The organism is Nostoc sp. FACHB-190, assembly GCF_014696905.1.
Taxonomy (GTDB): domain Bacteria; phylum Cyanobacteriota; class Cyanobacteriia; order Cyanobacteriales; family Nostocaceae; genus Nostoc_B.
The window spans coordinates 233,258-245,728 of sequence record NZ_JACJQW010000005.1; the positions used below are offsets into that span (position 1 = coordinate 233,258).

The 12,471-nt window shown below is 40.7% G+C and carries 11 protein-coding genes; 10 read left to right on the forward strand and 1 reads right to left on the reverse strand.

The genetic code is table 11. The features are described from left to right. Positions 1-73 precede the first annotated feature (73 nt). From H6G28_RS08920 to H6G28_RS08965, 10 genes are all read left to right on the forward strand, one after another. Complete coding sequence (locus tag H6G28_RS08920) at positions 74-514, forward strand: hypothetical protein (protein ID WP_190670329.1); 441 nt, start codon at positions 74-76, stop codon at positions 512-514. 482 nt (positions 515-996) lie between these two features. Further along, positions 997-1,608, forward strand: a complete 612-nt coding sequence (locus H6G28_RS08925) for a hypothetical protein (protein ID WP_190590008.1) — start codon at positions 997-999, stop codon at positions 1,606-1,608. A gap of 4 nt (positions 1,609-1,612) precedes the next feature. Next, positions 1,613-1,990, forward strand: a complete 378-nt coding sequence (locus tag H6G28_RS08930) for a hypothetical protein (RefSeq protein ID WP_190590009.1) — start codon at positions 1,613-1,615, stop codon at positions 1,988-1,990. Continuing rightward, the gene (locus H6G28_RS08935) at positions 1,938-4,685 is read left to right on the forward strand and encodes a putative type IV secretion/conjugal transfer ATPase (protein ID WP_190590010.1); all 2,748 of its coding nucleotides are present in this window, start codon (positions 1,938-1,940) and stop codon (positions 4,683-4,685) included. Before H6G28_RS08930 ends, H6G28_RS08935 begins: the two co-directional genes overlap by 53 nt. 80 nt (positions 4,686-4,765) lie before the next feature. Continuing rightward, positions 4,766-5,542 carry a hypothetical protein gene (locus tag H6G28_RS08940; RefSeq protein ID WP_190590011.1) on the forward strand — a complete coding sequence of 259 codons (777 nt, stop codon included), beginning with the start codon at positions 4,766-4,768 and terminating at the stop codon, positions 5,540-5,542. Positions 5,543-5,571: 29 nt separating this feature from the next. Continuing rightward, positions 5,572-6,615, forward strand: coding sequence for a hypothetical protein (locus H6G28_RS08945; protein ID WP_190590012.1), 1,044 nt, complete (start codon positions 5,572-5,574; stop codon positions 6,613-6,615). Positions 6,616-6,743: 128 nt separating this feature from the next. After that, positions 6,744-7,571 carry a hypothetical protein gene (locus tag H6G28_RS08950; RefSeq protein WP_190670331.1) on the forward strand — a complete coding sequence of 276 codons (828 nt, stop codon included), beginning with the start codon at positions 6,744-6,746 and terminating at the stop codon, positions 7,569-7,571. A gap of 64 nt (positions 7,572-7,635) precedes the next feature. Further along, a complete protein-coding gene (locus H6G28_RS08955; RefSeq protein ID WP_190670332.1) occupies positions 7,636-8,316 on the forward strand; it encodes a hypothetical protein in 681 nt (226 codons plus the stop codon). 24 nt (positions 8,317-8,340) lie between these two features. Continuing rightward, positions 8,341-9,918, forward strand: coding sequence for a TrbI/VirB10 family protein (locus H6G28_RS08960; protein WP_190670333.1), 1,578 nt, complete (start codon positions 8,341-8,343; stop codon positions 9,916-9,918). A gap of 27 nt (positions 9,919-9,945) precedes the next feature. Beyond that, entirely contained in the window at positions 9,946-10,500 is a 555-nt protein-coding gene (locus tag H6G28_RS08965; RefSeq protein WP_190670335.1) for a hypothetical protein, read from the forward strand. Between the two features lie 402 nt (positions 10,501-10,902). Here the strand turns inward: H6G28_RS08965 and H6G28_RS08970 are convergent, their stop codons facing one another. Beyond that, positions 10,903-12,354 (reverse strand): energy transducer TonB, encoded by a 1,452-nt coding sequence (locus H6G28_RS08970; protein WP_190590017.1) that lies wholly within the window; start codon positions 12,352-12,354, stop codon positions 10,903-10,905. Positions 12,355-12,471: the final 117 nt, after the last annotated feature.

Sequence of the window (12,471 nt, forward strand, 5' to 3'; positions counted from 1 at the left end):
CTTCGACACCAAGAAAACTTTGATCAAGATTTTTTGAGAATTTTCATAATTCCCCAACTAAACCTACTGTTATTTGCGGAAAAGTAATGTTTACTTCAGTAGTTTACTGGGTGAAATTAAAACCCTATATTGCTTATTCACCGTACATTTCCCGATTACAACTGTGCTAGGCATCAGTGTAGGCTTGAGTTGCCAAACCCAGCTAATTGGCTGGTTAGTTCCATTCTCTGCCTATTGTTTATTCTTTTTATGTAAAAAAAATATTCCCGATTGTGCTAGACTTGACAAAATTACTGATAAATTACAGTTCTTTCACAAAAACGTGCCAATGCTCCAGATCAACCTCAAGAAAATTGCGGGTAATCACGTAGAGCAAAGCTCATCTACTGCTAATTATCACCAGTATTGTAAGCGATCGCTCGTTGATGAAAAAGCTCTAAAATTACGTTTCAGTCCTAAGCATAATCACAGATTAACGCTACAGTGGTTATCTGCCTGTAGGAATACAAGCTGAGGCGATCGCTGTGTAAAAAATATCCTTGATTTCAGCAAACAACATCTACCATCGTGATTGACAACTGTTGCACAATTACACTAGCTTTCTATTTCAGTACACATTGTGAGTTACACAGTGCAATCAATAGAGTATCAATCATAAATTGTTTCACTGTCTAGCATTTATCCAGGCAAAAATATCACGTTTAAGTAAATTTTTCAGGAGTAAAAAGTTTTGATGAAATCAATTAATTCGGCAATAAATAAACTTAAAAAAGAAAATTTTCTCTCAAAACAAAAACTTAAAAAAAAGTAAAGAGTTCCGGCGTTTACTCAATGTTAAGACGTGGTTAACTTGTTCTTAATAATTAATAAGAGCCTGAATACATATCATGATTTTGGTACATAATTTTTATTATATGAATCATCATTTGTGATAAATTAACATGGTTTTCCCACAACAACAACTAACTTTTTTTAAACAACTAAGGAAACTCACAAATGTTTAGACAGGGTTATCGAGCAGACAACATCCGCAAAATTAACAAGCAGCACGCTGGACAGAAATTGCCTAATTTCAAAGAAAACTTGGAATTTTGGCGGATGACTTTTTTAGAGTCAGTGCCATTTTTGCTGGCTTGCACTGTATTTTTGAGTGTGATCAGCTTACACAGCCCAGTACTGCTTTTTTGTTTATTAATTGGTAGTTTAATTGTTATATCGATACAACAAATTGGGCAATTAGTCAACTTACCAAATCGGTGGCGGATTGCCTTACAAATATTGGCACCAATCGTAATTTTAAGCTTATTTTGGTTAGATTACTTGGCTGCCCCAGCCCAAGCCCAATTTTTTGGTAAAGCCGAAAGATTTTTCAAAACTAATCTGACACAAGGTGCTAATACCAATACTGCTGGTACAGAAACAGCCGTTAGTTTAATATTCAACGTTCTGAGAGGAATTTATCTGCTTTATATTGCAGTTTCGTTAATTGGGGTAATTAATGCCGTACGGAAAGATGAAGACTGGCAAAGTATTGCGAGAACCCCATTATTAGTTGTTTTGGCTGTCACAATTGCCGATGTCATGACAGGCTTCGTGATTGGTAATTAATGGTATGTCTGAAGAACGAGAACAAGATTTTCGACCAGTAAATCAGATTTTAGGCGCACAACCATCGTTAGGGCCAATTCCTGCCGATCAAATTTTTCCTTGGTTAGTAATTGCCCTAACTGCATACTTTATTATTAATGGCGTTTTTGGTGGCTTGTTCACCGATGAATTTCAAAAATGGTTGTGGACATTTTTAATTGCTGGTTGGGGAATCGCTACTTGGTGGATATTATCTGGTGGTAGGAGTTGGCGTTTTTTAAGCAAATTTATCGGAGTTCCCACTTGGACTAGAGGCTTTGCTCGTTATCAAAGCTTGCTGGAAATTAATCATGAAGCAAAAAATCGGAAAAAAGAGCATCGGCACCCCAGGAAACGAAAGTAGATTAACGCCATTTGAAGACGCTTTACACCTAGCAACAATGCTCCGTATTGCAGTGGATGGACGTGATCTTGGCGCTTATATTTTAGCGAAAGGCACACAAAGAGATAGATTTTGCTTTGTCTTTGGCTTTGAATGTAAAGGCATCCATACCACTTTAAGAAGTGAACAGATAAATACTATATTTAATAATATTGAATCTGGGCTGAAAGATATCCCTGAAGGTGAAAGAATGACCTTACATATAGGGTCTTTTAGTTCCGACAAACAGCGTCAACAAGAACTAGCAGATTTAATTAAAAGCACGCCGTCGAATGACATTAAATATTTAATTATGGCAGAAAGAGCCAGAATTAGAGAACTGACTAACGCTGGCATTCGCAAACCAAAATTTTTACGGATTTATGTTACTTATACCGTAGAACAAAATTCTACTAATGCCGATGATTGGATTGAAAAACTTTTGGCTAGAGCAGAATCTTGGTGGCTGAAATTTAAAGGCGAACTTGAAGAAATTGAGAATCAACGCCTTGAAACTGTAATTACTGAGGCTTATAAACAAGGTTTTTGCCGTTGGGAACAGTTGTTATCTAACAAAATGGGTTTAGATATTAAACCTTTAAATGCAGAAGAACTTTGGGAAGAAGTTTGGTTGAGATTTAACGATACAACCCCCATAGAAATTCCGCAATTACTCACCTTAGATGAAACAGGATTACACGAACAAGTTAACTCTGATTTATCTAGTAGTAAATTATTGGTCGAGAATGTCCACAGTACAACTTTACTGATGGAATCAAGTGTGCCTCGTGCCGATCGCCGTTGGGTATATATCAACAATCACTACGTCGGTGCGATGACCTTTTTAGAAAAACCAGGTGGCTGGCCGAATAAATTTTCGCAACTGCGGTACTTATGGGAATTATTGGCGAGGGAAAGTGTCGTTGATACCGAAATCTTTTGCCAATTAACCGCCGCCAATCCTGCCATAGTCAAGACTACATTACAACGAGTGCTGAAACAATCAAATGTCTCAGCACTTTTGGCACAGGAAAAAAGTAAAACAATTGATGTCAACGCCCAATTAAAATTAAAAAAATCGGTCGCAGCCCAAGAACAATTGTATGAAGGAGCCGTACCGATTCATACAGGAATTGCTATTTTTGTCCATCGTCCCAGCCAAGTCAAATTAGATGAAGCCATCAGATATATTGAAAACTGTTTTCAACGTCCAGCGCAGGTAATTCGAGAAACCGAATATGCTTGGAAAGTTTGGTTACAATCTCTGCCAATTGTTTGGGAAGGTTTGTTAGTTAAACCCTTTAACCGCCGACAGTTGTATTTAACCAGTGAAGTGCCTGGATTAATGCCGTTAGTAATGACTAAAGCCGGCGATAAATATGGCTTTGAGTTGATTGCTGAAGAAGGTGGGACACCCATACATTTAGATATGTTTCACCAACACAAAAACTTGGCGTTGTTTGCTACTACCCGCGCCGGAAAATCAGTGTTGGTATCGGGAATTTTAACTCAGGCTTTAGCTCATAATATTCCCGTCGTGGCTCTAGATTTCCCCAAACCAGATGGCTCATCGACCTTTACCGACTATACCGAGTTTATGGAAGGGAATGGGGCGTACTTTGATATTTCCAAACAATCGAATAACTTATTTGAACAACCAGATTTGCGATCGCTCTCTGCGGAAGAACAACGCGATCGCCTCCTGGATTATGTCGCCTTTCTCGAATCAGCCTTAATGACAATGGTCTTAGGCTCATCTACCGAAAATCAACTCCTCTCCCAAACTGTACGTTCTCTCCTCAACCTCGCATTGGGAGCCTTTTTTGCTGATGAAGGTATTCAAGAAAGATATCGCCTCGCTATTAACGGTGGATTTGGCAGCCCAGAATGGCAAAAAACCCCAACTTTACAAGATTTTCTTTATTTCTGTTCACCAGAACATCTCCGTCTCGATTCTGTGAGTGGTCGAGTTGAAGATGCACTCAGTCAAATTCAACTGCGCTTGCGGTTTTGGCTATCCAGTCGTGTAGGACAAGCGATTTCTTCACCGTCCAGCTTTCCCACCGATGCTCAATTATTGGTTTTTGCCCTGCGAAACCTTGCTGACAACGAAGATGCAGCCGTCCTTTCCCTAAGCGCCTATTCCGCCGCCTTGCGCCGCGCCTTAAGCAGTCCAGCTTCTATCTTCTTTATTGATGAAGCGCCAATTTTGTTTGAATTTGACCAAATTGCCGACTTAGTAGGCAGAATTTGTGCCAACGGTGCCAAAGCCGGGATTCGCGTTATCTTATCAGCCCAAGACCCCGATACCATTGCTAAATCGAAAGCCTCATCCAAAATTCTGCAAAACTTATCCACCAGACTCATCGGCCGGATTCAACCAGTCGCCGTTGATAGTTTCATCAGTATTTTGAAATATCCCCGCGATATTATTGCCCGTAATGCTTCTGAAAGCTTTTTCCCGCGCAAAGAAGGAGTTTACAGCCAATGGTTATTAGATGATAACGGCATTTATACATTTTGCCGCTACTATCCAGGTTACGAACAATTAGCGGTAGTTGCCAATAACCCCAATGAGCAAACTGCCCGCAAAAAAGCCATGCAACAACATAGTGATAAATACGAAGCAGTTTCTATTTTTGCCCGTCAATTATTAGCCTCTCTGCGCGGAGGATAACATTCTAGTTTCGTAATCTAAAATCATTTGTAAGAAACTACAAATGACAAATGAAAATTAACAAATGACAATTGAAACTTATGCGGAAAACAACTTTATTCACATTATTATTTTCTAGCTTATTAATTTTGCCAGCAATGGCACAACTCGGCAAAGTTTGGACTGATTTTCAATATTATTCGGTAGATTTACAAAACTATCTCAGAAGTAATGTCAATGAAACTTTTAGACCACTAGATATTAGAACTCAAGGGGCGCTGAGTAATTATAGTGGTGAATTGAATTTACCTGATCCAGTTTCAGCAGGTAAACAAGTACGCAGCGATATTATTATCAACTCCATCTCAGGAAGATATGAAAATAATTCCGCAGTCAATGGCGCAGGCGTGAGTAATGAAGTTAATCGCGTAGTTACTCGCGGTGCTGTAGTTGGGGTGCTGGGTAGAGAAGGACAAGTACGCTTAAAAACCAAATTAGAAGATACAGAAAGAAGTATTGAAACTATTGCCCAGACTATTGAAGATGCTGATAATTTTCTGGATGATTTGAAAGACCAGGTATGTAAGATAACAGGTTCAGCCGGCGCTGTAAATGTTGCCAATCAAAGCTTGTGTCAATCGAGTATCCAACAAGATACAACTGTTAAAATTCTCCAAGAACAAGCAAAAATTAACGCGGAAAATCTTGCTCAAACCATCCAAACAAATCAGTCAATACAATACACTAATTTAAATTTAGCGAATATTTCTCAGCAAGTTGAAGAAGCCAACCGCGCTCGGCGAGTTGATTCTGCTACAGAAGCAGCCAGACTTTTAAGAACTGCTTCACAAACAGATTTATTTGGACGCGAACCATAATCATTCATCATCAAACAATGTGATTTAAAATGCAGCTTTATCTTGCACAGGTTTTTCCCGGTATTACAGATACTCTAGAAAATGGAGCAACAACAGCTAAAAGTATCGCTGAAAGCTGGGATAATCAATGGGTGAATTTATTACAAAATGACACTAGTAATAACTTATATGGAGCCATCACCAATTTAGGTGTATTTTTTGCTGTTGGGACACTGTTATTTTTTATGGTGCAGTGGCTAAAAGATGTTATTTATAGTGAATATTCTCGCCCAATATCTGGGTTAATTTGGCCGTTTGTGGTAGTAGTTTTATTAAGTAATCCTGGCAATGGTAGCGCACTTTCTAACCTGACTTTGGGTGTGCGGAATTTTATTAATACGGTAAATCAACAAGTAGTCACCACCGCCGATGCTGAACAAACTTATCAGCAAGCCATTAGTATGAGTGTGGCGGAAGAAGTTGCAGGTTCCCTACTGCGTCCTTGTCAAGCACTGACTGGTGAACAACAAACTCAATGTTTAAATAAAGCCACTGAACAAATTGATGACCTCTGGCAAGAATATAGAAATAGATACGGTAATCGAACTTGGATAGATAGATTAGAAAATCAAGTTAATCAAATTAAATTCGGTACAGGAATTATCACCGACGCAGCATTTAACGCGCTGTTAGGCAATACAGGACAAACAACTATTAAAAACTTTTTAATTTCATTACAATATGCTTTTCAAAATTTGCTAGAAGCTACGATGTTGCTGATAGCAGCTTTAGGCCCCATAGCAGTCGGGGCTTCATTATTACCTGTAGCTGGTAAACCTGTTTTTGCTTGGATTACTGGATTTTTAGCGGCGGGAATTGCCAAAATTTCTTTTAATATTGTGGCTGCATTAACATCCGCAGTGATTATCAATGGCCCAGGACAAGATATTAACGCTAGTCCTGATTTAATGTGGTTTATTATCTTTTTGGGAATTTTAGCGCCGTTGTTATCGTTGTTTTTAGCTGCGGCTGGAGGGTTCGCAGTTTTCAGCGCGATTAATAATACTGAAAGTTTAGTGAGGAATAGAATATAGCAAAAAAAGTCTGAAGTGTGAAGTCTGAAGTATGAAATGGAGAAACTCTTATAGTAAGGTTTTCAGCAATTTAAAGACAGACTTTCTTCCCCTACTCACCATTCCCTACTCCCTACTCCCTAGATCGTATGGTCAATTTACTTAAAAAAAGACAAGCCAAACAAACAGGAAGTGTATTGACAACTTTTGCGATCGCCACTTTCAGTTTGCAAATCTTAGTGTTAATTTTATTTATTATTCAAGGTTTAAATATCCGGCAACTGAGTCTGAGAAAACCACCTAACTTTGTGCAGATGATTGATGGTAAGACACCCACAGCCACTGATGAGTTAGAACGAGACACGGAAAGCATCAGCCAATTTGTCAGTAAAACCATGACGGCTATGTTTAACTGGTCGGGAAACTTACCACCCCAAAATATTGAAGAAGTCGCCAAACCTAAACCAGACCCAGGAATTCAAGTGCGAACTCTCAAAGGTGGTAACAGAAACGTCACCACTAGCACTTGGATAGCGAGTTTTGCAATTTCCGAAGACTTTCGTAAAGGTTTGTTAAGTGCGATCGCGGAACTTACACCCCCAGAAGTTTTTGCTAACAACTCCAGCCAAAGCATTACTGCTCAATTAGTAATTAAGCGCCTTTATCCACCCCAAAAAATTTCCCCTGGTAAATGGCGTGTCAGCATGGTAGCAGACTTAGTACAAACCAAACGTTCCGATAATCGCCGCAAAGTTACAGCATTTAATAAAGATTTATTAGTCCGTGCAGTTGATTATTTTCCCTATCCCTTGAGTGAAAACAGCACAGACTTACAAAAAGCCATATACAGCACCCGCACAGATAAATTAGAAATTTATGAAATTCGGAACTTATGTTTAATAGACGAATATAATTCCCCAGACGACCAAACCAAGCAATGTCTCAATAATAAATCAAACAGTAATTTTCTCAGATAAATTTTAGCAATAATTAAACCCCATTCTCCACTCCCTACTCCCCACTCCCACAAAAATATTATTCATGCAAATCCTCAAAACCGAAAATAAAAAAAGCAATATTCTCCCCTTATTTGCCGTCGCTACCTTTGGGTTAAATATATTTGCCTTACTGCTATTAATGTTTCATGGGTCAATGTTACAAGCTCTGAAACAACAACTAACGCCCCAAAGTTTGGTACAACTAATAGATGGTCAAGCTGTAACAGTAGATCCTAAACCCAGCTTTGAAAGATATCCCGAAACCATTCGGCGGTTTGTTGGCGAAACCATAAGCCTGATGCTCACTTGGTCGGAACAACAACCACCGCAAACAGCCTGGGATATTAGTTCTCAGATGGTATCCAATAACATTAAACAAAAATTACTCTTAGAAATCACCAGTTTAAAATCAGGTTCACAATTTCAAACTATTAATAAAGGTAGTGAATATGTATTAGTGATTGATAGTATTTCCCAACCTACCAAAATCACAGAAGGAAGCTGGAAAGTAGAAATGTATGCTCACCAATTAAGTTTTACAAATTATGACAAACTAGGAGTGTCCAGTCCTTTTAATAAACAAATTCTCGTCCAAGTTGTTGATGAACCCTTAGCATCATTACCAGACAAACCCCTATCCTGGGATTTTGCTGCTTACCGTCTTGGCGAAGCAAGGCTACAAATTTACAATATATGTGACATAAAAGACAAAAATTGTTCTTAAACATTATTACCAAAGCCATATACCATGACTTCATATTCCATTTCTTCAGAACTTAACCCCCAAGGGCTAACAAATCGCTCTCATTCCGATTCGCAAAAACATGCAGAATCTTCCGATTGGGAATCAAAAATCGCCAGATTGGTAGGTTTTGAAGATGAATCGAAAACGGTGAATGTCGAAGCCACCGAAGAACCAGACATTCCCGAAGCTTTAATCGAAGAACCACAAGAAGTTAAAACCACCCAACCCCTATCATCAAATCCTTTTGCTAAATTAACTTTAGTCGGCTCTGCCACCTTAGTAGTAGTTTTGTTAGCTGGTGGCTTTTTATCGCAAATTATGAGCGGTGGTCAAAAATCGGCAACTCGTCCTGTTTCCGTTCCCACTCCAGCCGCAGCCAATACAGCACCCCGCCAGCAAGACTTACAACAACAAATCGAAGATTTAAAAACCAAATTAGCCCTATCCGAACAAGCTGATGAAGTCGCTGCATCCCAACAAAGTTTGCGAAATCCAGTTAGATTGGTTGCATCAGTAGATAGTAGACCGAACCGTACAGCCAGAAATGTCCGCCCAGCAGTCCAAGCGCCAGCCCAGGTAGTGTATGTTCCACGTCAAGTTAATCCACCTCTAGCCAGACCTGCTGTTGTTCCACCTTTTATCCCCGAAACTCGCTCAGTTCCAGACATTCCACCACCACCACAAGCAGTTGTGACAACTCCACCTGCGCCACCAGATCCGCTACAAGAATGGGCAAAGTTAGCTAAATTAGGCAGTTACGGTCAAGTTTCCACCACTGGAACATCGGGAGTAAATATTAGTCAAGTTCCCCCAGTTGACAATAACGATAGAGTTACGCCACCAGAAGTCACACCACCCCAAACCCAACCACAACCTCAAACAAGTCCTGGAATTGGTACAACCCAAACTCAAGGGCCGAAGACAGTAGCAGTTGGTACTAGTACTAAAGCCGTAGTTGCGACAGCGATTTTTGGTGAAACTACCAGAACCAGAGGTAACGCCAGAGATGATGATGATGATGATAAAAATGTCTTTGTCATTCAATTAAAACAACCTTTAAAATCCATCGACGGTCAAGTTGCGATTCCCGCAAAAACTGAGTTATTAGCTGAAATTAAATCTCTGTCTGATCAAGGTTTGTTGCAGTTGAATGTGACCAAAATTGTCTCGCAAAAAGACGGTGTTTTAACAGAAACAACCTTGCCCAAAAATGCGATTATTATTCGTGGTGTGAGAGGTAGACCGTTAATCGCAAATAAATTTCCTAATGCCAGTGGTGCGATCGCAAGTATGGATTTAGGGTTATTTGTCTTGGGTGGTATTGGTAAAGCCGCAGAGTTATTTAACCGTACAGAGGCTCAAGTAGTCACAACAACTGCTACAGGTACGATTGTAAGTAACACTAATCCCAGACGTAACATTGCAGCTGGGGTATTAGAAGGTGGTTTTAACTCTGTAATTCCCCAAATTTCCCAACGAAACCAGCAAGCAATTGCCCAATTAACTCAACAAACCAACGTGTGGTTTATCTCTGCGGGTAAAGAAGTGGAAGTCTACGTCAATCAACAGTTACAGTTTTAATTTTGACTTAGTTTAGCGATCGCAGTCATGAAAAATGCCAAATTTCCTCCTTTCTTCTCTCTGGCCTCCTTAATTGTTTCCACTGGAGTGATATTATTAGCTGGCCGTGCTATTGCTCAAAATACCGTTTTGCGTTCTATGCTTTCTTGTCAAGCACAAGGCTTAAGTGGTATAGAACCAACTATTACCGTATCTTATGTCCAAGGTACAAATTTAAGCTTTTTACCTGCTGGTGAAACAATTAAAAAAGTCTGGTTAAATGACCCATCACAAGTAACCATAGACTTTGATGGGCCAGTTTGTACCCAATTCGGACAAAATCAAAATTTTAATTCTGGAGATTGTAAAAACTCCGCCGCCAATGTCATCCAAATGCGACGCATTCCCAAATTAAAAATTCCCGGACTTCCCAACACAGATAAAACACTGTTAACTGTAATTACTGAAGGGCAGGGCAAAAGTAAACTGTACACATTTCGCGTACTGTATACAGATTCTGACCCCGGATATCATACCTTGGCAATTTATGGTGATGAAGCCACCACCGATAACAAATCGCCTTGTCTCAGATATCCGCGATGATATAGCAGAAGGCAGTGGTTCGGCTCCTTTCGGCTTCTCCTGACGGAGACGCTGCGCGAACGCTCAAGGCAAGTCGCTCACCAACCGGAGGCAGGAGTAAAAGTCTTACTATTCCTGGCATTCGAGCGTTCAAATTGTCCTAACATATCTGACTCCCGCTATTGTTATAGCGCAATACGGTTCAGTTAGTGAAATTTAAACATTGCAGATCCCCCTAAATCCCCCTTAAAAAGGGGGACTTTGATTCTAGTTCCCCCCTTTTTCAAGGGGGGTTAGGGGGGATCAAAACCTTAACTGAACCGTATTGTGTTATAGCGGGAGTCGGGAGTAGCTTGTAAGGCTAAAGCCAAATCTTTATGAAATCTAACCTCTAGCCTCTAGCCCCTAGCCCCTAACCCCTTTCTATTGTTTAGACTCCCCAGGCGCAGCAGCAGGCGCAGACTCAGATGATGGTCGAGAACGACGCAGTGCATTCCGCAACTTACTAGCACTATCAGATGTAGTAGCAGAATCTGGACGACGACGGCGGCGCACCCTTGGCGCGTTATTTTCACCACTAGATGTTGTTGCTTGACTCGGACGTGATGCTGGCGCAGGAGTTTCAGTACGTGGGCGCAACCGACGACGCAACGGAGTACTTTCGGATGTAGCGGCTGCTTCTCTGATTGTTCTTCTTTCTGGGGGAACATCAACAATAGTTCCAGAAGTTAAACGCCGCCTACGTCTAGTAGTTTCGCTGGTTGTACTTTGATTAGCAGTAGCTGTCGCTTGATTTCTTTGTTCGGTTTCTCTTGCTTGTCTTTGTCGCTTACGTTCTTGGGCTTCTCGATATCTCCGGGAGCCACGAATTGCATAATCTGTAGCAATTGATACGCCTTGTCTACCACTTTCACTTGGCTTTAATTTCCAATCACGAGCTTGTCTCAGGTGGGCTTCATCTAATTCTCGATTACCACTCGAACGAGTTAATCTCACATTAGTAACATTACCTTTAGCATCAGTATCAACTGCAACCTCTACCTTGCCTTCAATACCTCTGCGTCTGGCTTGTTCGGGATACTTGTTATCGCACTGACGGCAGGCGGCACGGCCATTACCGCTACTACGATTGGTCGATGGTGGCGCTGGTGCTTCAATTTTTGGCTGACTGGGAGCAACAGCTACTGGATTAGGATTGCTTGTACCAGTACCGTTACCGTTACCAGTTCCCGTGCCTGTACCACTGCCACTCCCAGTCCCGGTGCCAGTGCCAGTGCCTGTACCGTTACCGTTACCAATGCCAGTGCCTGTACCACTGCCACTAGCAACACCAACACCACTACCACTCCCAGTTAAAATTCCCGTACTACCACTTGATCCTGAACCGCCACCGTTATTAGTACTGGTTGATTCAGATGTAGTACTAGTGCTGGTCGATGTCTGGGTAGTTCTAGCCGTAGTAGTGGAAGGCTTATCTGATGAAACAGGCTGTTTTGGTTGTTGAACAGGCTGAACTTGAGGCTTTTCAACAAATTTTTGGACTGGAGCAATTGCTACTGACTGTTGTTGAGGAATAACAGGCGACCTTTCAGGAATCTGAGTTTCAGACTGAGATACAACTTGATCAGGCGGCTCCTTTTTTTCTTCTATCGGAGCTTTTTCTATTTCTGATTCTGGAGTAGCTGGAGCTTCTACGATCGCTAATTCTACTGGTTCACTATCATTAGCAGGTAATCTTGCCAAAAAGTTACCTATCCCAGAACCCAGCAATGCAATATGCAACGCCAGAGAACCCACCAAACTGTAACCCAGAACAAACTTCAGAGCCTGAGCTTCTTTAGAACGTTGCTCAATAGCAATGCTGGAAAAGCTCATAGTTATTGCCACCTATTATCACTAAACTATGTCATCTTATAATGACCTCTGACAAATATCAAGCTAAAAGATTTTTGAGAAATAATGTCATTTGGGAGAGAAAAATAAAAAATTGGA

Bases quoted from the DNA above. Each gene is read 5' to 3' on its own strand.
- H6G28_RS08925 (WP_190590008.1), top strand. From the start codon at position 997: ATGTTTAGACAGGGTTATCGAGCAGACAACATCCGCAAAATTAACAAG.
- H6G28_RS08930 (WP_190590009.1), top strand. From the start codon at position 1,613: ATGTCTGAAGAACGAGAACAAGATTTTCGACCAGTAAATCAGATTTTA.
- H6G28_RS08935 (WP_190590010.1), top strand. From the start codon at position 1,938: ATGAAGCAAAAAATCGGAAAAAAGAGCATCGGCACCCCAGGAAACGAA.
- H6G28_RS08940 (WP_190590011.1), top strand. From the start codon at position 4,766: ATGCGGAAAACAACTTTATTCACATTATTATTTTCTAGCTTATTAATT.
- H6G28_RS08945 (WP_190590012.1), top strand. From the start codon at position 5,572: ATGCAGCTTTATCTTGCACAGGTTTTTCCCGGTATTACAGATACTCTA.
- H6G28_RS08950 (WP_190670331.1), top strand. From the start codon at position 6,744: ATGGTCAATTTACTTAAAAAAAGACAAGCCAAACAAACAGGAAGTGTA.
- H6G28_RS08955 (WP_190670332.1), top strand. From the start codon at position 7,636: ATGCAAATCCTCAAAACCGAAAATAAAAAAAGCAATATTCTCCCCTTA.
- H6G28_RS08960 (WP_190670333.1), top strand. From the start codon at position 8,341: ATGACTTCATATTCCATTTCTTCAGAACTTAACCCCCAAGGGCTAACA.
- H6G28_RS08965 (WP_190670335.1), top strand. From the start codon at position 9,946: ATGAAAAATGCCAAATTTCCTCCTTTCTTCTCTCTGGCCTCCTTAATT.
- H6G28_RS08970 (WP_190590017.1), bottom strand. From the start codon at position 12,354: ATGAGCTTTTCCAGCATTGCTATTGAGCAACGTTCTAAAGAAGCTCAG.